Origin of the sequence: Leptospira kirschneri serovar Cynopteri str. 3522 CT, assembly GCF_000243695.2 — a bacterium.
Taxonomy (GTDB): Bacteria; Spirochaetota; Leptospiria; order Leptospirales; family Leptospiraceae; genus Leptospira; species Leptospira kirschneri.
Map to the genome: position 1 here is coordinate 213,508 of NZ_AHMN02000013.1, position 18,723 is coordinate 232,230.

The following is an 18,723-nucleotide window of genomic DNA, read 5'->3' on the forward strand; positions in this document are numbered from 1 at the left end:
TGAAAGCAGTTCCGAAAAGGAGAAGAAAGGAGGAATAAATCTGATTTTTTTCGAAATGAAAAAAGAAAAAGTCTAGGTTTGAATTTTGAAGTTCAGAATAAGATCGTGTTTTAAAAATACCCTTTTTTCAAAAGGTTTTGGATTTTTAAAAAAGGAAACTGTAGATTCGGTTGGCTGATTGGATATTCTTTAAGGAATTTTGGTTATAGGCTTTAAAGACTTCCTTTTAATAAATCTTGCTAAAAAAGCGAAAATCAAAATAGTATCATTCAGAACTATGAAATCCGATTTATTGGCAATATTTTGGACGGAGAAAATCAAACTCACCCAATATATCATTCAAACCACCAAAAATTTTAGTTCTGAACAACTCGATTTTTCGGTCGCGCCTCGTGAATCGGTCCGTTCCTTTTTGCAAGGTATGGTTGCGGGGGATTTTTTTCTTCGTGTTTCTCTTCCGATTTCAGTCGGAATCAGTTCCATTCTTCCGATTGCAAGACAATCCGAAGAGGAAATTGAAAAAGATCTCGTTCGTTTTCGGGATCAGCTTGGTTCTCCTGCGTTACCGATTGGTATCAAAGAAATTATTACTCAAAGTGCGGACGAACTTTTTTTCGAAGATTGTAGTCCGGAATTAAAACCGCTTTTTATTCGTTGGAAAAAAATTCTTATTCGGCTTGAAAAAACGATTCAAGGACTTCGTACAAAAGATTCTTTAAAATATCGTTATTTCTCGGTGATGGGGATTGTTTCACTTCCAGTCGCGATTAATTATTTTGAAATGCAAAATCTAACTTGGCTCAGAAACGGAATTATGAAAATCACGGAGAATCCGAATTTTCCTTCCCAATAACTACCAGGACTTTAGAACAGAATTATATTCTATTATTATATCATTGTAAAATATTAAAGGAGAATTCAATGGCAAAGATCAAGGTAAAAACCCCGCTCGTGGAACTTGACGGGGACGAGATGACCAGGATCATCTGGAAGGAGATTAAGGATAGATTCATTCATCCATATCTCGATATAGAACTGGACTATTATGATTTAGGTGTGGAATACAGAGATAAAACGGATGATAAAGTTACTGTGGATTCTGCTCACGCGATTCAAAAATACGGAGTAGGCGTAAAATGTGCGACGATTACTCCTAACCAAGATAGAGTTAAAGAATACAATCTCAAACAAGAATGGAAATCTCCGAACGGAACCATTCGTTCTATTTTAGACGGAACCGTTTTTCGTAAACCGATCATCGTAAAAAACATTCCTCCTGCGGTTCGTTCTTGGAAAAAACCGATTACGGTAGGACGTCACGCCTACGGAGATCTTTATAAGGACACAGAACTTTATATTCCCGAAGCCGGAAAAGTGGAACTCGTTTATACCGGCAAGGACGGAAAAGAAAAACAAAGGGCCTTGATTCATGACTTTGAAGGAGCTGGTGTGATCATGGGACAACATAACTTGGATAAGTCGATCTTAAGTTTTGCCCAAGCATGTTTTAACTACGCTATTTCCGAAAAAATTGATCTTTGGTTTGCTACAAAGGACACGATCTCCAAAAAATATCACGCTAGATTCCGCTCTATCTTTGACGAACTTGCAAAGGCTAAAGCTGCGGATCTCAAAAAAGCGGGAATTGAATATTCGTATTATCTAATAGACGACGCGGTCGCTCAGTTGATGAAAAACGAAGGTGGAATGCTCTGGGCCTTGATGAACTACGACGGGGACGTGATGAGCGACATGGTCGCCTCCGGATTTGGATCTTTAGGACTGATGACTTCCGTGCTCGTTTCTCCCGACGGAAAATTTGAATACGAAGCGGCGCACGGAACTGTGACCAGACATTATCGTAAATACCAACAGGGTGAAACCACTTCTACAAACTCGGTCGCTTCTATTTTTGCTTGGACGGGTGCTTTGATCAAAAGGGGGGAATTGGACGGAACTCCCGATGTGGTCGCATTTGGTCATAAGTTAGAAAAAGCCGTGATTGATACGATTGAAAGCGGAGAAATGACAAAAGATCTAACTCTTCTTTGTACCGATTCAAACGCAAAAGCTTTAGACACTTTTCAATTTATGGAAGCGATTCAAAAAAGACTTTAATCATTTTGAAATAAAAATTCCCGGCAGGCGACTGTCGGGAATTTAAGATCAATTCGTATAACTCGTGTAATTCGGAATTTTAACCGTAACGATGAAAACCTTGAAACACAAAACTTCAATTTCCAATCGAATTCTATTTCTAAGTTTGGAATTTTTTTTTACGTTCCTGTTTTTAAATTTCTCCGTTCATTCACAAAAAGCTCCTAAAGAACCTACACCACCCGTAGAACCTACGATCGGAGATTCCCGCAATTCAAGAGGAGAAGAAAAACAAGCCGGAACTGGAGTAGATGAAAAAGGAGAAAAAAAAATCAAAGCCGTTTTTTGCGATGGGCGCGAGGTGGAAGGTTTTTGGAAAAATCCTCCCCTTGAATTTAAGTTTCGACATAAAAAAAGTAATATTACATATTCAAAATCTTTAAAGCTTGAAGAAATTGCCAAAATTAAAATCACAGGTTGGAAATTAAAATCTTCTAATAAACGAAAGGAAGGAATTCCATATCGAGCCGAACCTTATCAAATCCAAATGATTTCCTTTTCGGGGGAAACTTTTCTTAAAGAACCTTCGCCGACCGGAGAAATTCAGCAGATTCAATTGAACAATCGATTTGGAGATACTACGTTGTTTCTATTTTGGAACGATTTACAGTATGAAAACGGACAATGGTTTTCGGGTTTAAAACCTTTTGCGGGAGAATTTAGAACGGATTGTCATCCCGATGTAATTCGGGAAATTCAATTTTTTACGATAAATTAAACTTTTCGAATATATTCCAAAATTTTTCTTTCAAAATACGGCTTTTGAAGTAAGTAAATGTTTTTTTGAGGAATGGAGATTTTAAAATCTTCCTTTTCTTCAATTCCAGTGATGACCGCGATCGGAATGTCATTAAATTTTTCCTGTTTACGTATCGCTTCTACAAGTTCTTCTCCCGAAAAATCCGGCATGATCCAGTCTGTTAAAATATAAGAGACTTCGTTCGAAGATTGAAGATATTCGTAGGCTTTTTTTCCTTCCGTAAATGCTTGAAAAGAATAGCCGTTTTTTTCTAGAATTTTTCCCAAAAGAAGTAAGTTTAATTCCGAATCGTCTATGATCAGAATTTTTCCTGCCTTTTTAGATTCTATCGAACTAGGTTTATAAGCTAGTTTTATAATTTCTTCAATTACTGTTTTAAATTCTTCAATTCCGGTAGGTTTTGGAAAAATTCCGTCAAAGCCGGATTCTACCGATTTTGTTCGGTTTGTTTCTATATCTCCGGATGTTATGAGAAATATTTTAGAATTTTTGCATATACTTTGTTTATTGTCAATTAGGCCATTTCGAATGGTTTTACAAACCGTAAATCCATCCGAGTCTGGAAGTACCATTCCGATCGTGATTAGATCAAAATTTTCCCGAAAGGTAAGGTCTAATCCTTCTTTTGCCGTACTGGCTTCGAAAATTTGAAAATCTTCCATAGGAAAAAAAGAGGATATAATTCTTCTAACCGTTGTACCGGAATCTAAAACGAGTACTTTCAAGTTCGTTTTTCTCTCAAGTTGATGTTTGAAATCGAAGTTTCAAAAATTTGAATATATTTTTTTAATTCTTCGAAAATTTGTTTCAAATCTTGTATCATTTCTCCGTCCGGTTTTGTCCAAACGAGTTGTTGATTGGAATCCATATCTAAACTCAAATAATAAATAGGAGAGGTTAGTCTAGGATCGTTCGGAATTAAGGTAAAAGAACCAAAAATGGAAAACATCGCTTTGTAATTTTTTTCAAGATACGTCAACTGATACATTCGAGGCCATTCTTCTAAATTAGATTCTAACTTCAAAAGAAAATCTTTGGAAAGAAAAGAAATCAAAGTTTCCGTTTGTTCGATTCTATTTTTGAAGGAATCGGACCCATTCATTTTTCCAACTCTTTTGTCTCGTTCCAAAGACGATCCATTTCTTTTAAGTTGGACGTGCTCGGACTTTTACCGAGTTCTTGGAGGACTTTTTCTATATATTGAAATCTTTTCTTAAATTTTACATTCGCTTTTGTAAGCGCGGACTCGGAAGAAATTCCAAGATGTCTTCCGAAGTTTACTAAACTGAATAACAAATCTCCGAATTCTTCTTCGATACGAATTTGATTGTCTTTGGAACGGTTCAATTCCGTAAGGAATTCTTCCATTTCTTCCTTAACTTTTTTTTGTACATCCGAAATATCGTTCCAATCAAATCCTACCTTGGCCGCTTTCTTTTGATATTTTTCCGCTTTTAAAAGGGAAGAGAAATTTTCGGGAACGTTCGAGAAGATAGATGAATTCTTTTTTTCTTTATCTTTGATTTTTTCCCAGTTCTCTAAAACTTCTTGAGAAGTAGAAAGAGTAAATTCTTCCGGTTTGAAAACGTGAGGATGTCTGAAAATGAGTTTATCGGAAATTCCTTTTGCTATGTCTCCTAAATTGAATGAGTGCCTTTCTTCTGCAAGTCTTGCGTGGAACACTACTTGAAATAGTAGATCTCCTAATTCTTCTTTAAGAAGGTCATCGTCCTTTTTTAGAATTGCTTCGATCACTTCTTGGGATTCTTCGATCAAGTAAGGGACCATAGTTTGATGATCCTGTTCTTTATCCCAAGGACATCCGTTTTCTCCTCGTAGAATAGAGGTTATTTCTTGGAGTTTAGTGATTTCTTCTACAATTGAATTTGTTTGCATACATCCTCTTTCAAGAACAACGAAATAGTCGAAATTTTGTTCCATTTTTTATCTCTGGAACGGGTACGCACTCTTTTTCGGTCAGTTACACATCAGGATTGGATTGACGGGAGCCGTAAAATTGAAGTATAGTTCAAAAAAATAATACATTCCAGGCACTTTATGATACGTTCCAAAAGTCTTATCGTTTTTTCACTCGTTTTGATCGCGGTCGCAAGTCGTTATCTTCCCCATCCGGCTAATTTTACGCCGATTCTTGCGATTTCTCTTTTTGCCGGAGCTCACTTTGCTTCTAAAAAGTTGTCTTTGTTTCTTCCGGTTTGTGCTCTTTTGATCAGTGATTTATTGATTGGGTTTCACGATCAAATGATTCCTGTTTATGGAATCTCTCTGCTTTTGGTTGTAGCTGGATGGCAGTTGAGAATTTCTTCTTCCGTTTCTAAAATTGCATTTTGGTCTTTGAGTGGATCTGTTTTTTTCTTTTTAGTCACTAACTTTTATGTGTGGCTTGCGGGGTATTATTCTTACGATTTAAACGGGCTCGTTCAGTGTTTTATTATGGCTATTCCGTTTTTTCAGAATTCTCTTTTGGGAGATTTGTTTTATACGACCGTTCTTTTTGGTGGTTTTGCTTTGATCGAAAAAACCGGTTGGATGAAACTTTCAAAAGTTCCTATTCAATAATCTTTTTTAAAACGAAATCACCTTCGACTTAAGATAGTGAGTCGAAGGTGATTGATTCAATCTCGTTTTTTATAAAATCTAATTGTTATTTTCTAGATTCGTTTTTAAGGGTTTGACTTTGTTGTGTGGGAAACCTTATACGATTCTTATTTCCTAAAGAAACTTTTAACATTCGAAATTTGCCAGCGTAAAGTATTTGGTTTTAACTAGATTCGAATTTTTTACTTTTTTAAAGTTATATGTTGCGATTCTTTGAATATTATTATTTTTGAAAGTGTTTAAGTTTGATTTTTTATGAAAAAATGAATCCTATCAAACTTAAAAATTCATTGATTGGTAAATCCGAAAAATTTCACTTAAAGGGTAAAAGTGACCCCAAAATAAAATCCGTAGTAAGTATCGATCACTTCTTTTTGTAAGGCGGGTCTTGTGGTGATCAAGTCCACCGTTTTGGTAACCGTATTCAATGCGGTGGAACCAACCAAATCTGGAAATAATAGACTTATGTTATAGTTGTATCCCGTCACGGAAGACCTCATTTCGGTATATTGGAAACCGAACGTAAATTTGAGCCAGCTCGTTCTTAAAAAGGAAAGTCCGGTGTCGATTTGATAACCTCCTCTTTTGACTAAATTTTCACCTGCTGAACCGGAAGTTTCTGTAATTAAAAAATTTTGGGCTCCGTTGTAAATCGTGGCCCCATTCGTTTTTAGATGATATTTCCCTAATGTTCTAAAATAATCTGCGTTTGCATGAAATTGAAAGTAGTGATTCAATTTTTTGACGATTCTAAATCCGATTTGAGGACCTATACCTCCCGCCTTTTCTTCCATGGTTCCAAAACCGAGTCCTCCGGGTAAGTTACCGTATTCTTTGGAATAAATATCTAAATTACGAATTCCTAATGAAGGTCCGATTTTAGTTCCGGACCCAGTTTCAAAAAAATAAAGGAGATTCAATTGAATATCCGTTCTTCTAAGTTCGGGACCGTATAAACTATAAGTTTGGTTTAAATTATTTGAAGTAGGATTGGTATTGATGGAAGAATAAGAAGGGTAAATTCTTAAATCTAAAAATGTCGTTTCTACGCCGAATTTTTTGGATTCGGTTAAGAATAAAAATCGAATTGGATACGCCGTTTTTGTATTTCCTTGTGGATTAGAATAAAAACTTCCGGTGTTATTGATGATATGTGCGTCTAAATTTCCGTTTCTTGCGATCGTATCTATATTTTGATAAATTCCGTTTGTATAAAAGAACGTATTTGTCTCGTTAACGGAAACGTTTTGTTTTCTTGCTAAGGATTCTGGAATCCAACTCGTTTGATTGAATAAAAACGTGATTTCAAAAACGGCTCCTTTGGGTGTTTTAGAAAGTTCTTGTTCGTGAAGTTTGTTTCTAAGTTCGGAAGCCTCTTTTCGTTTTTTCTGAATTTCTAAAATCATTCTTTTTCTTGTAACCGGATCTTGTGCCTTGCCGGCTTTGATCTCAAGTTCGTCGGCTTCTTTTTCCAAAACGTCCGGATTCGACTCGGGTAAGTTTTTTTGTCCGATTAAGTTCGTTTGGAACAAAACTAAAAAAATAACAAAAAGGAATAGGATTGAACTTTGAATTCTTTTTTTCATAGGCTTTAAGGAATAATGAGATAGATATAAGACGAAAGAATTCTGGTTTTTTTTCCGAAGTTCCAAACAAGAAAAACGTTACAAAATTCTATTTACTATAAATAACGATAGAACGATTTTATTCCGATTCTATTAAATAGAAATCAATAAAAAGAGAGATTATGGATTTAACCAAATTGGCGGTTTGTGTTTTTTGTGGTTCACGTTCCGGAAACAATCCGGTTTATACGGAAGCGGCTCGGAACTTGGGTCGATTGCTCGTTGAAAAAAATTTAGATTTGGTTTTTGGAGGAGCTTCGTGCGGTATCATGGGAACGATTGCAGATGCTGTAATGGACAAGGGAGGAGGTGTGTCTGGAATCATTCCGGATTTTCTTTCTATCAAAGAAGTTAAACACGATCGTGTTAAGGATTTGATGATCGTTTCTTCCATGCACGAAAGAAAATTTAGGATGTATGAAAGGTCTTCTGGTTTTATCGCGTTGCCGGGTGGAATTGGGACTTTGGACGAGCTCGTGGAAATTACCACTTGGAATCAACTCAAACTCATTTCAAAACCTTTAGGTTTACTTAATGTAAATGGTTATTTCGAATATTTACTCAAACAATTAGGTAGAATGGTGGACGATGGTTTTTTAGATTCGGAAACTAAAGAAAGCCTGATCGTTTCGGAAGATCCGGAAGAATTACTCGATTTATTGAGTAGACGTTTTGTTTAGAGTTTATTTCTAATATTCAAATTTTATGTTATAAATTTTCAATTCACCTAAAATCTCAAAAAAGTTAAGTCTAACGTGGGTTCGAAGTAAGAAAATTTGAGCGAATCCCGCCAATAGTCTATAAAAGAAAGATTAAATGGAACGACGGGGCCGGGTTTTCAGCTTCAGTCAAGTTATTGTGTACTATAGCCATACATTCAATTTTTTTAATATCAATAACTTGACTCCACAACGCGACCCTTAGGAAAGCGTTGTGTTGAGTTTCCAACGCGATTCATAGAGAGCGTTGTGCTTTAGTTCATTCATCGATCCCTTTCGCGTTATACCGAATTTAGGTTAAGTTGCTGTATTTTAAACAAAAAGTAGTAGTTCCTACAGATTTTATCTCTTTACATAGAATTTGAACATTAAAAGACAGTCTCTATAAAATATTTTTAATTTAATGAAAATCACTAAACAGAGATTTGATTGGACGAGTTTTCTTTTGGGATTTTATAGGGGTTGTTTGCGGATCTCTATAAAATAGAGTACTGTAAAGTAGTGACAAAGTGTCGGTTAATGTGAATCTCGCACAATCCAATATGAAAGTGATCGACAAATTGGAATCATTTTTCTGAAAAAAGTTGGAATCTGAACTTTACTGATCGATTTCTAAAATGTGGGGACTCATACAAAAATAAATGTTTAAAAATTTATAATATAACTTAATTTGTAGGAACTACCACAAATCACGATTTTACAAACAAATTCTAAAATTGTAGAAGTTTATACTTTTAGAAAATCCTTTTTTATTTTCTTACGCCGAACTTGCTTTATATAAAGATTTTTTAATCTTTTTCCGGTTCTAATATCCGAACAAATTCTATTTTCTTTTCTTCTTTTGCAATGTCTAAAGGTGATTTTCCATTTAGATTTTTTAAGAATGGAGAGGCATTCCATTGGAACAATAACTCAGTCGTAGAAATCCGATCATGAATGACTGCGACGTGAAGCGGTGTATTCCCTTCCTGGTCGATCGGGTTTGGTGAAATTCCAATTTGAAGAATGTTTCTGCAAAGTTCGTCTTCTCCGTGTTTGGCGGCAAAAAATAATTTTTCAGTAAGAACTTTTTTAAGGATTTTTGTAACGTGATGATATTTTTGTCTTTCCGCTTCTTCTAATCCGGTTTTTCCCGATGCGTTTAGCTGTAAAATATCTGCTCCAACTTGAATCAGTTTTTCTAAACATTCTACGCTATCATGAGAGGATGCAAGAAGTAAGGCTGTATTTCCATCCGCATCCTTATCTTCTAATATAGTTTTTGTTTCTTCTTTTTCTAAAAATAAATCTAATATTTCAAAATCATTATGTAGTGCCGTTAGATGAAGAATGGTTCTTCCTTCTGAGTTTTTCTTTAAAAAATCCGCGCCTTGGTCTAAAAGATATTCTACAATTTCCAGATGTCCTAGATCTACTGCTAAAAGGATCGGAGTATATCCTTCTCCGTTTCTTTCTTCTAAATCCGGAGTTGAATATTCGTTTTCCAATACCATTTCTACGATCGAAACGTTTCCGGTGCTCACAGCTTTTGTAAGAGGAGTGTTTCCGGCAAAATCCTTTTTTTCCGTATCTGCGCCTGCTTCTAAAAAAATTTGAATCAAATCTTCGTTACCTTGATCCAAAGCGCTTAAAAGCGGGGTTTCTCCTCTTGCATTGGTTTCATCGGGTTCGGCTCCGGCTTCGAGTAAAAGTCGAATGGCTTCTTGATCCGAATTTTTTACGGCCCAAGATAAAACTCCAGAGCCGTAACTGTCTCTATAATCTTTCAACCAATCGATAAGAGTCGCTTCCCCTTTTAAGGTGTTAAGAAGTTTTTGAATTTCGTTCGTTTTTCCGGTTTTGACTGCGGAAAATAGATCGATTAGTAATTCAGAAAAATCAGTCAGAAAAAATTCTCCAGAATAAAATAAAACAAAAACAAGGTTGGAACCGAGCATAAGATTCCTATCCCTGGAAAAGTCGCGGAAAGACTGGGCTTAAAACCCATTTGAATGGAAACGATAGAGGCGGTGATCATCGGAGCCATTCCTGCTTCTAAAACCGCTATTTTTAGATACTTTGGGTTTATGTTTAGAAAAATATAAATTAAAAATATCATAATAGGGGAAATTAGCAATTTATAAATAAGTCCGATAGATAAAGGTTCTATAAAATTCTCCGATTTTTTGAGTTTAGATCCTAGTTCCATTTGAAATCCTACTGTAAATAATGCGATCGGCACTAAGGTTTCCCCCAAAATTTTAAGTACAAAATGAATCGATTCTGAAACGGTGAAAAATCTGAGAAAAAACGAAAAAAGTAAAGCAAGAAAAGGAGGAAAAGTAAAGAGCTTTTTTAAAACGGAAGTGATCGGATTTCTGTTTGTCTTTGAATCTTTTTGAAAACGTAACGCAAAAATAAAGCCTGGAATGGCAAGGCAGAGAAAGGTTCCCAATTGATCTACGATTAACACCGAGTTGGTGACTTCTTCTCCGTATAACATTCTTAAAATGGGCAATCCTAAAAAAGAAGTATTTCCCAAACCGCAACAAAGTATAGTTGCGATTTTTGTTTCCGAATCCCAATGAAAGAATTTTCCGATGACATAAAAGAATACGACTGAAACTCCGAAGATCAACCAAGGTATAAATGCCAAAAAAACCAGAGAGTTTTCCAGTTCTATTTTACTGCTTAAAATCAGAGATGGTAGAGAAACATAAACTACGAAGTTTCCGAGTACAATTCCTGAATTTTCAGGAAAAATTTTTACTCGTTTGAGCATCCAACCACCTGCAAGACAAATCGGGATGAGCATTAGATGAGACACTCAGTACAGAATTCATATTGTTTGAGATAGGGCAAGAGATTTAAGATTAGCCCGCTGCCGGAATTGAACCGGCGACCTTTTCATTACGAGGGAAATGCTCTACCCCTGAGCTAAGCGGGCGTTGGAATCCATCGAAATAAGAAATTTTGACTTTCAAAAAAACGGAACTTTATGTCCGTTTTACGAAGATAACACGTTAGGCGCGTTTTTAATACGTTACCTAAGTGCGTGTTGTGAATTCAAGTTTCTTCTTTCTTCGATTTCTTAAATTCTTTTACCATCATTGCAGTAATGCTGTCAAGATGTTTCACTTGATCTTTGAGTTCTGGTTTTTCGTGACGTGTAGAAAACGAATAACAGGAATTTTTGACCCCTCTATCTTTCATCCACCAATGTCTTCCGATTTCTCTTCTTTCTCGAGCGGGAAGATTTCCTTCGTACATTTTGTACTCGTCTAGTTGAGCTGGGAAATTTCTCTCTTTAAGATAAAATGCGTATGCGGAATGAAAATTCATAGCTGCATTTTGAATCAGTTCGTTGATGTGAAGACAGCCTAACGTTTTGTCCGCTGGAAAACGATTCATCAATTTTACGTAGGACATTTCTTCTCCCACTAAATAATCGTATGTTTTGATTGCGGTCGGACAAGTTTCATAAGGAACCCTTTTTTCTTCTACCCCGGACTTTACGATTTTCAATGTGGTGAGGTCTACTTCCAAATATAAAGTCATATCATGATAAGGATCATATTGATTTACTTCTATGATACAAAACGGCGGGGATTCTTCCGGAAACCAATAATATCTACTTTCATAGTTTCTTTGAAAATCTGTGTTTCGAAAACGAATCCTTTCTTTAAGTTCCTGCAACTTGCTCATTCAAACCTCTTATTTTAAAGAAACGATTTTCAACAAAACATTTTACGTTTCTTCCAGGATCATTTTTTCACTAGACTCAATTCTCTAAAGGATTTTTCCGTTTATTTTCATTTGCTTTTTTGAGACTTTCAAATATCTTCGGTCCGGTCTTATGATTCATTCTTTCTTTTTAGAAAAATCTTTTTTGGTTACGGGAGCTAGCTCCGGTATTGGCAGGGCTCTCGTTTTAGAACTCAATCGAAATGGAACCGTAGTAGGAGCAATTGCTCGAAGAAAGGAATTGTTGAAAGAATTAAAAAACGAAGCCAAGTTTCCGGATAAAATCATTTCTTTTCCCGGAGACGTTTCCGATTTTTCTCAACTCAAAAAGATTACGGAGGAATTCAGAAAAAAAGTCAGACGTATCGACGGAATGATCCATAGCGCTGGAATTAGCATGCGCGGTCTTGCGAAAGAAACGGATATTAAAGTTTATGAAAATCTAATGAACGTAAATTTCTATCCTTTGGTTCACTTATTCAAACTTTTAGAATCGGAACTGAGACAGAATCAGGGTCATTTTATTGCTGTGTCTTCTTTACAAGGAAGGTTTGCAACTCAATATCGTTCTGGTTATGCGGCGAGCAAACACGCGGTTCAGGCGTTTATGGATAGTATCCGACTGGAAACCTGCGAGAGCGGGATGCACGTTATGACAGTTTCTCCGGGGTATGTAAAAACGGATATTTCTTTGAAAGCTTTATCTGGAGACGGTTCCGCTTACGGAATAATGGATGAAGGAATTAAGAACGGACTTGCAGCTGAAAAAGTGGCAACCATCATTTTGAAAGCGATTGAATCCAAAAAAAGAGACGTATATCCGTCTCAGTTCAGAGAGATGTTGGCTTATTGGATCAGTCGATTTTCTCCTTCTTTATTGGATCGACTTTTGAGAAATGCAAGAGTTACTTAGAGTTATATAAAAAAGTATTCAATCCAGTAATTTATACTTAAATAACGCGAAATGTTTTTTATTTTCCAGGAAGATCCCAGACAAGTCTGAAGCCTGCTCTGCGATCTGTTTTTAAATTTGGAATTCCACCGAAGGATCTAAAGTAAGTAGTCGATTCTTCCTTTGTAGAAGAAAACGAACCACCTCTAATTACTTTATGCATTTTTCCGAATGTGTTTCTTTTGAGAGAATGTCCCGGATAGGGAAGATAATCCGAACTTGTCCATTCTGCTACGTTTCCGCACATTCCGATGGCTCCATAGGGACTCGCAGATTTTTTTGCAAGTTCGTAAACTGAGATAGTGTCGGTTTGTTTGCTTTCCAGAGTGTTGCATAACGTAGAATCGAAATCGTTTCCGAATGGATATTCCAAAGGATTCGGAAAAAAAGAATAGGATTCGTCTCGATTGATTTTCCAAGTCATTCCAGTTCCGCGAGCCGCTTTTTCCCATTCCATTTCTGTAGGAAGTCTTTTACCTGACCAACGCGCGTAAGTTTCCGCTTCTCTGTAAGTGATTCCGCTGACCGGATGATGTTCTTTTCCTGCAGGAAAATTTCCACCTTTCCAATGAGGCGGAGGAGGAGTGTTTGTTTCCTTTAAGAATTTTGAATATTCTTGATTTGTAACTTCGTACTTGTCTATGTAAAAAGAAGAGACGTCTTGAAGATTGCCACGTTCCGGTTTGAAATAAAACGGATTATAGCTATCTTCGGAAGGATCGTTTCCTTGTCCGTGGATAAAAAATCCCATTGATTCGTAAAACGGTTCTCCGTTTTGTTCGTAACCTCCTGAGACAAGTACCATTTCCTTACCGTCTTTGGGATGCCTAAGTTGTTTTGAGGGTCTGGTTCTTCTTCTATCTTCGGTGAAAAAAGCGCCCGGTTCAATATAAGCGATTTCTTGTTTATAATCTTGGATAAAAGTTCCGGCTGTGAGTAAACTTTCAGGAATACCTGGAATCGCAGAAAATGAACCGTAAAGTTCAATTTCGGAAGCCTTCTTTCCGCCTGAATAGTTTTGATAAACCACTGAGATCTGACGGATCGAAAAATAGCCGATTTCTTTTTCGGGACTTTTTTGTAAGACCGAATACTGAGATTTTTTTTCCAGTATGGCTTTGATTTCCTCTTCTTCCTTACCGTAAAATATAGAACCTCTTCGGATTCGAATTTTTACCTTACCTTTACCGCTATAAACCGCTTCCACTTCTCCCTTCCAAAGTGGAATCATTCTTGTATTAAGAGAGGAATCTTGTGTTTGTGCGAACAGAAAAGTGATCGATCCAAATAAAAGAAGAAAATAGAGTTTGAGGGTAAAATCGAAAATCATAACGTTAAATAATCCGTTTTGTAAAGAACGGCTTTTCTATTATTCATTTCGGCATAAATTTCAGGATTAGAAAATAAATTTCCCGAAGATTTCAAACTAGATTCTTAAAGTAGCCTGAGTGTTGCTTTATTTTTTCTTTTTTTTGAAAGAAGTAGCTGTACCCTGCTTTTGATTTTTATCTCCTTTGGAGAATTTAGGACGAGAGCCGTCTTTAGGGTGATTGCCGAAATGAGAATTTGGATTTGATTTGGATCTAGACCCAGATCTACCAAAATTCCTATCTCTGTATCTACCACCTCCGGATTTCTTTTTAGAGGAATTTTTTTCTTCGTATTTAAAATCAGATTCAAATTGAACGGAATCGTCAAAGGTGACGCTGTCTTTTAAGATTGTCATTTTAAACAAGGCAGCAGCGATGTCGAGAGCCGTGTAGTCGTCTCCCATCAGTTTTTCTACTTGGTTTACGTATTTGCCGATATGACCGGCGTCTACAATGGATCTTACTTTAGAAGTGTAAGAATGAATTTTTGTTTCTTCTAGATCGTCTAACGTTGGAATTTTACCGGCTTCGATTTTAATTCCGTTGATACGTTCTATTTTTTTCAAGTTGTAGATTTGTTTTCCTACGATAAAAGAAAACGCGATTCCTTTTTTACCGGCTCTTCCGGTTCTACCGATTCTATGAACGTAGTCTTCTCCGTCTCTTGGAAGGTCGTAGTTAAAAACTGCTTCGATGTTATTGACATCGATTCCTCTTCCAGCCACGTCGGTTGCGACTAAAATTTCGATACTTCCTTTTCTAAAACCGTTCATCACTTTGTCTCTTTGTTTTTGGTTCAGATCTCCGTGGAGCGCTTCCGCAAAGTAACCTCTCGATTTCAAAAGTTCTACAACCGTATCCACTTGCACTTTTGTATTACAAAATACTAATGCTAGTTTTACGTTTCTATATTCGATTAATCTCGTAAGCGCTTCCCCTTTTGCGTTTTCCTGAATTTCGTAGTAGATCTGTTCGATTTTAGGAGCACTCAATTTCTGATGAGTAACATCTATAATTTGAGGATGATTTTGAAATTTTTTCATCAAAGTAAGTATGTCGTCCGTCATCGTAGCGGAGAACATGATCGTTTGACGATCTGAAGGAGTATCTTTTAGGATGTATTCCATATCCTCCCGAAAACCCATGTCTAACATTTCGTCAGCTTCATCTAAAACTACGATTTTAATTTCGTCGAGATGGATAGAACCTCTTCTCATGTGGTCCATCATTCTGCCCGGAGTTGCAATTACGATCTGAGGATTTTTGCGAAGTGCTCTAAGTTGTCTTTCAATCTCTTGACCGCCGTAAATTGGAACGACTTCGAAGTTGCCTTTGTATTTGATCAGCTTTCGAAATTGTTCGCTGACTTGAATCACCAATTCTCGAGTCGGACAAAGAATCAATGCTTGTAAATGTTTACTTTCTAATTCGAGTAGTTCGATTGTAGGAATCGCGAAGGCTGCGGTTTTGCCAGTGCCGGTTTGAGCGTGTCCGATAATGTCTTTTCCTTTTAATATAACCGGAATCGCTTCTGACTGGATTGGTGAAGCTTCTTCAAAACCCATTTCTAAAATTGCGTTTTGGATTTCGGCGGATAAGTTTAGTTCGCTAAACTTGAGTTTTTTCATAGATGTTCCTTTCAAAACAATAAATCGCCCGCTTCCGGGAACCTCTAGTGTTTTGAATTTTCAAGATAACTTATCCGGAAGATCAAAAAGTGGATCGAAGAGAGGAAGATTGGAACCAGGAGAAATTTTGCGTCTTTATGAATGAGACGTTTATTTTTACAACGATTTAAGGGTCGGTTATTTATACAAGGATAAAAGAATAAAACGACTTTCATGTAAAATTTTTGGAAACGTTTGAATGTTTCAATTTAAGAACTAGTTCGGAGAGATCTAAACTTCAGTTCGTCTATATTAAAACGAATTTGATTTATAAATATAAGAAGTAATCTCTGTAAAATCAAGGATAACAATTTTAGGATTTAGGTTTTACACAAAATCGTTGTTTGGCGACTATCATTCGATAGGAATTTATTTTATGAAAGTTTCTTTTTTAAAAACTAATATTATCAGTCAAAACGGAATTTATACTCTCAAAAAATACTTCTATGTATATATTCGAAACACTTAAAGTTATTTATATTTCGGTTTAAAATTGGGCGGTCATCATCAGATAACCAAACTGTGCTTGAGGAAGAAATTGTGTTTTTCTAAATTCTGGAGAAACAGAATCGTCATTGAGTTTACGTCGAACTGCATCGCCGGCAAAAATCCAACTTCCACCTAACGCCCAAAGTACGCCCTTATATTTAAAAGAATATATTAAATCGATTTCTCTAAATAAGTTTTTTCCGAGAGTTACAACCGATCTTTGATCCAAAACTCCTTTTTCCGTTTGAACGTAGGGGTCTTTAAAACGTTCGTTTGTAATGGATTCTGTGCTGGCTCCTTCTTTAAGTGTTCCCGTAACGTCGTACCAACCGTCTTGTCTTTTGTGTTTGTCAACGATCCAATAGGCGATTCTCAATTTACCGAATTCTTTTCCGTCCCAAGTAAGATTGACGGATTTACCGACCATATTCACCCAACTTACTTGATCCGCTTCTCCAAAAAATCCGTGATTGGAATGGAATAAATTTGAGAAGGTCGCTACTTTTCCGTCTTTTCGATTTGGATCTCCGCTGCCAAGATCATACTCGCCGCCCAATCGAAAAGAACCAATTGTATAACCTATGTCGAGTGCAAACGCATAAGCGTCGTAAGCTTGTTTTTCCTTATAAACGTTATTGGTTATTGTTTTGCCGGTAAGAGGGTCTAACGTATAAATGTTTGTGTTAAAAATATCCCAACTAGGTGTAATGTTGATTCCATTTCTTCCGGTTTGTCTTGCATATTCAATTGAAAAGTCGAAAGGGATTTTCGCTTTTTTATCCTGAGTGGTTCGATTGGAAATTCTGATACCGAAAGTATGTAGTTGATCGTATCTGGAATCTCTAGGAATTGTTTCAGGATTGGGAAGGAGCAAGATCGTAGAGTTATTTTGAGGAAACCATTTTTTATACAATCCTATATAATAGGCGTCTATATGAAGTAAGTCGGAAGGTTTTAACGTATTATAAAAACCTGTAAAGGTAGAATCTCCTTGTTGTTGTTTGGAAAGTTCTGCGGAAAAAGTACACGTAGAAAACGAAGTGGAATTGGGAGGACAATTATATTGAATCGGAAAAGAATTTCTTTTTCCTAAGTTCGTGGAATTTCCTGCGACGTCCGAATCTTGTTCTCCTACGATCATTACCCACGCGTGAGAGGAAAATATTTCTTTATCAATCTTAAATCTAAGTCCATTAAAACTTCTTCCGACGTTGTTCCATTCCAAAGCGCCGACGAGTCTTTCGTCTCCATATTTTAGGATTTGTCTACCGGCTTGTAAGGTAATTGGCCCGACTAATTCTTTGGATTCAATCCAGGCTTCTCGAATTCCTACAAATTGTCTCGTATTGTCGTTTGCCGTATCGAGTCCGTTAGGCGAACCTTTTTCCCCTCCCCAAATGCTGGAATCTTGTAAGTTGATTTTTACTTTTGTGTTTTCGGTAAATTCTTTTTCGATCCAGACTTGAGCTTTGGTGCCTACGAAAGAGATATTATCATTTTTGAATTTATCAAAATCGTAATTATATTTTGCTTCGGGACGAATTCGAATCATAGCACCTAATTTAACGGATTCGTACCAGGGAATTTCTTTTTTAGTTTCTTGAATTTCGGTCGGAACTGAAATTTTTTGTGGTATCACTTCTTGAGTTTTAACTTTGGTCGATCGATTTTGAACTGTGTTATGGCGGCGAATTTTATGAGGTTTGAATCGTTTCGTTTTTTTAGCGTTGATTTCGGTAAAAGAAAAAATCACTAAAATAAGTAAGAGTTTAATGATTCCCAGTTGCCAAATTTTCAATTTAATCCTCTTTCGATTTTATTTTTTCAAAATTCACAAGAGATTTATTTTTTACTGATTTCTATAAGATTGAGTACCATGAATTTTTATCACAAAGTCCTATTTTAGTGTAAAGGATTAGGTGCTATTTTATATGGTTCTGAACAAAAACGTTTCTAAATTAACGGATTCAGTGCGGAAAAACTGTGGAACACTATTCTTCTATTACTAATTTCTAAATAATAGATAACATAAATTTTAAGACGAATTCTGGTTTCGGTTTAGAATTTTAATTACTCTATTATTCAGTTCTAAGTAAAATGATGTGAGAGTTCCCACAAAACTTTGAAATTATAGTTTTTAACACTTCATTATAATTTCTGTTTTTCTAATTTTCTTATACTGAACTCATGTTAGTTTACGATTTCGAAGTTGTTAGCATCTATAATTAGAAGATAATATATTATAAAAAATAAACCTATTTTAGAAAATTATTAGCAAAATGAATTACTTTAGGAATAAATTTTTTCTAAAGGACGATTACAAAATTAGGAAAATTTTAGCGCTACTCGGATGTACGAAAATAGCACCAAAAATTAAAGGTCGATTTTACCAAAAATGTAGGAATTCTCAAAAATTGCGTTTAACCCGGAATTGTTGGTTTTTCTGAAGGAGTTCCCACATTTCGAAGTTTTGAAATAGACTCTGGTATTCATTATGTCGTATCAATTGAATTTTAAAATTAGAACTGAATATTAGAAAAGCAGAATTATCTTTTCACTTTAATGAAAAAATAAAAGAAAATTAATCTAAAGATTAAATGTTTTTATAAAATCGCAGTTTGAAGTTTCAAGAATTGATTTTC

At 35.9% G+C, this 18,723-nt stretch carries 16 protein-coding genes and 1 tRNA gene; 6 read left to right on the forward strand and 11 right to left on the reverse strand.

The window, feature by feature from the left end:
* The first annotated feature begins 277 nt into the window (after positions 1-277).
* The 3 genes from LEP1GSC049_RS210695 to LEP1GSC049_RS210685 all read left to right on the forward strand — a co-directional run bounded on the left by LEP1GSC049_RS210695 (position 278) and on the right by LEP1GSC049_RS210685 (position 2,875).
* The gene (locus LEP1GSC049_RS210695; RefSeq protein WP_004757305.1) at positions 278-853 is read left to right on the forward strand and encodes a hypothetical protein; all 576 of its coding nucleotides are present in this window, start codon (positions 278-280) and stop codon (positions 851-853) included.
* 68 nt (positions 854-921) lie between these two features.
* A complete protein-coding gene (locus LEP1GSC049_RS210690) occupies positions 922-2,118 on the forward strand; it encodes an NADP-dependent isocitrate dehydrogenase (RefSeq protein ID WP_004755696.1) in 1,197 nt (398 codons plus the stop codon).
* Positions 2,119-2,209: 91 nt separating this feature from the next.
* The gene (locus LEP1GSC049_RS210685; protein WP_004755615.1) at positions 2,210-2,875 is read left to right on the forward strand and encodes a hypothetical protein; all 666 of its coding nucleotides are present in this window, start codon (positions 2,210-2,212) and stop codon (positions 2,873-2,875) included.
* Here LEP1GSC049_RS210685 and LEP1GSC049_RS210680 read toward each other — a convergent pair.
* The 3 genes from LEP1GSC049_RS210680 to mazG are packed head-to-tail and all read right to left on the reverse strand — an operon-like array spanning position 2,872 to position 4,813.
* Positions 2,872-3,642, reverse strand: coding sequence for a response regulator (locus tag LEP1GSC049_RS210680; RefSeq protein WP_004757204.1), 771 nt, complete (start codon positions 3,640-3,642; stop codon positions 2,872-2,874). The two genes, LEP1GSC049_RS210685 and LEP1GSC049_RS210680, sit on opposite strands and share 4 nt — an antisense overlap.
* Complete coding sequence (locus tag LEP1GSC049_RS210675; protein ID WP_016561009.1) at positions 3,639-4,019, reverse strand: LIC_13241 domain-containing protein; 381 nt, start codon at positions 4,017-4,019, stop codon at positions 3,639-3,641. The genes LEP1GSC049_RS210680 and LEP1GSC049_RS210675 overlap by 4 nt, the downstream gene beginning before the upstream one ends.
* Complete coding sequence (gene mazG / locus LEP1GSC049_RS210670; protein ID WP_025186081.1) at positions 4,016-4,813, reverse strand: nucleoside triphosphate pyrophosphohydrolase; 798 nt, start codon at positions 4,811-4,813, stop codon at positions 4,016-4,018. The genes LEP1GSC049_RS210675 and mazG overlap by 4 nt, the downstream gene beginning before the upstream one ends.
* A gap of 162 nt (positions 4,814-4,975) precedes the next feature.
* Between mazG and LEP1GSC049_RS210665 the strand changes: the two genes are divergently transcribed.
* Complete coding sequence (locus LEP1GSC049_RS210665) at positions 4,976-5,497, forward strand: DUF6580 family putative transport protein (protein WP_004755628.1); 522 nt, start codon at positions 4,976-4,978, stop codon at positions 5,495-5,497.
* Positions 5,498-5,853: 356 nt separating this feature from the next.
* Here LEP1GSC049_RS210665 and LEP1GSC049_RS210660 read toward each other — a convergent pair whose 3' ends face one another.
* Positions 5,854-7,122 (reverse strand): LA_2444/LA_4059 family outer membrane protein, encoded by a 1,269-nt coding sequence (locus tag LEP1GSC049_RS210660; RefSeq protein ID WP_004757294.1) that lies wholly within the window; start codon positions 7,120-7,122, stop codon positions 5,854-5,856.
* A gap of 161 nt (positions 7,123-7,283) precedes the next feature.
* Here LEP1GSC049_RS210660 and LEP1GSC049_RS210655 point away from each other — a divergent pair, with 161 nt between their 5' ends.
* Positions 7,284-7,841: an LOG family protein gene (locus LEP1GSC049_RS210655; protein ID WP_004755643.1), complete on the forward strand. Its 558-nt coding sequence runs from the start codon at positions 7,284-7,286 to the stop codon at positions 7,839-7,841.
* 827 nt (positions 7,842-8,668) lie between these two features.
* On the opposite strand, the gene LEP1GSC049_RS210650 is transcribed toward LEP1GSC049_RS210655, so the two are convergent.
* From LEP1GSC049_RS210650 to LEP1GSC049_RS210635, 4 genes are all read right to left on the reverse strand, one after another.
* Positions 8,669-9,817 (reverse strand): ankyrin repeat domain-containing protein, encoded by a 1,149-nt coding sequence (locus tag LEP1GSC049_RS210650; RefSeq protein WP_016748356.1) that lies wholly within the window; start codon positions 9,815-9,817, stop codon positions 8,669-8,671.
* Positions 9,763-10,686 carry an AEC family transporter gene (locus tag LEP1GSC049_RS210645; protein WP_304362452.1) on the reverse strand — a complete coding sequence of 308 codons (924 nt, stop codon included), beginning with the start codon at positions 10,684-10,686 and terminating at the stop codon, positions 9,763-9,765. The genes LEP1GSC049_RS210650 and LEP1GSC049_RS210645 overlap by 55 nt, the downstream gene beginning before the upstream one ends.
* Positions 10,687-10,734: 48 nt before the next feature.
* Positions 10,735-10,806, reverse strand: a tRNA-Thr gene (locus tag LEP1GSC049_RS210640).
* A 119-nt stretch (positions 10,807-10,925) separates the two neighbouring features.
* The gene (locus tag LEP1GSC049_RS210635) at positions 10,926-11,564 is read right to left on the reverse strand and encodes a DUF2889 domain-containing protein (RefSeq protein ID WP_004755623.1); all 639 of its coding nucleotides are present in this window, start codon (positions 11,562-11,564) and stop codon (positions 10,926-10,928) included.
* 151 nt (positions 11,565-11,715) lie between these two features.
* Between LEP1GSC049_RS210635 and LEP1GSC049_RS210630 the strand changes: the two genes are divergently transcribed.
* Positions 11,716-12,516, forward strand: coding sequence for an SDR family oxidoreductase (locus tag LEP1GSC049_RS210630; protein WP_004755612.1), 801 nt, complete (start codon positions 11,716-11,718; stop codon positions 12,514-12,516).
* Positions 12,517-12,574: 58 nt separating this feature from the next.
* Here the strand turns inward: LEP1GSC049_RS210630 and LEP1GSC049_RS210625 are convergent, their stop codons facing one another.
* From LEP1GSC049_RS210625 to LEP1GSC049_RS210615, 3 genes are all read right to left on the reverse strand, one after another.
* Positions 12,575-13,885, reverse strand: coding sequence for a formylglycine-generating enzyme family protein (locus LEP1GSC049_RS210625; RefSeq protein ID WP_004760381.1), 1,311 nt, complete (start codon positions 13,883-13,885; stop codon positions 12,575-12,577).
* Between the two features lie 126 nt (positions 13,886-14,011).
* A complete protein-coding gene (locus tag LEP1GSC049_RS210620; RefSeq protein WP_004755580.1) occupies positions 14,012-15,553 on the reverse strand; it encodes a DEAD/DEAH box helicase in 1,542 nt (513 codons plus the stop codon).
* A gap of 526 nt (positions 15,554-16,079) precedes the next feature.
* Positions 16,080-17,879, reverse strand: coding sequence for an alginate export family protein (locus LEP1GSC049_RS210615; protein WP_004770137.1), 1,800 nt, complete (start codon positions 17,877-17,879; stop codon positions 16,080-16,082).
* Positions 17,880-18,723: the final 844 nt, after the last annotated feature.

Excerpts from the sequence above, each read along its gene's own strand:
- LEP1GSC049_RS210695 (WP_004757305.1), top strand. The coding sequence starts at position 278 with ATGAAATCCGATTTATTGGCAATATTTTGGACGGAGAAAATCAAACTC.
- LEP1GSC049_RS210690 (WP_004755696.1), top strand. The coding sequence starts at position 922 with ATGGCAAAGATCAAGGTAAAAACCCCGCTCGTGGAACTTGACGGGGAC.
- LEP1GSC049_RS210685 (WP_004755615.1), top strand. The coding sequence starts at position 2,210 with ATGAAAACCTTGAAACACAAAACTTCAATTTCCAATCGAATTCTATTT.
- LEP1GSC049_RS210675 (WP_016561009.1), bottom strand. The coding sequence starts at position 4,019 with ATGAATGGGTCCGATTCCTTCAAAAATAGAATCGAACAAACGGAAACT.
- mazG (WP_025186081.1), bottom strand. The coding sequence starts at position 4,813 with ATGCAAACAAATTCAATTGTAGAAGAAATCACTAAACTCCAAGAAATA.
- LEP1GSC049_RS210665 (WP_004755628.1), top strand. The coding sequence starts at position 4,976 with ATGATACGTTCCAAAAGTCTTATCGTTTTTTCACTCGTTTTGATCGCG.
- LEP1GSC049_RS210660 (WP_004757294.1), bottom strand. The coding sequence starts at position 7,122 with ATGAAAAAAAGAATTCAAAGTTCAATCCTATTCCTTTTTGTTATTTTT.
- LEP1GSC049_RS210655 (WP_004755643.1), top strand. The coding sequence starts at position 7,284 with ATGGATTTAACCAAATTGGCGGTTTGTGTTTTTTGTGGTTCACGTTCC.
- LEP1GSC049_RS210650 (WP_016748356.1), bottom strand. The coding sequence starts at position 9,817 with ATGCTCGGTTCCAACCTTGTTTTTGTTTTATTTTATTCTGGAGAATTT.
- LEP1GSC049_RS210635 (WP_004755623.1), bottom strand. The coding sequence starts at position 11,564 with ATGAGCAAGTTGCAGGAACTTAAAGAAAGGATTCGTTTTCGAAACACA.
- LEP1GSC049_RS210630 (WP_004755612.1), top strand. The coding sequence starts at position 11,716 with ATGATTCATTCTTTCTTTTTAGAAAAATCTTTTTTGGTTACGGGAGCT.
- LEP1GSC049_RS210625 (WP_004760381.1), bottom strand. The coding sequence starts at position 13,885 with ATGATTTTCGATTTTACCCTCAAACTCTATTTTCTTCTTTTATTTGGA.
- LEP1GSC049_RS210620 (WP_004755580.1), bottom strand. The coding sequence starts at position 15,553 with ATGAAAAAACTCAAGTTTAGCGAACTAAACTTATCCGCCGAAATCCAA.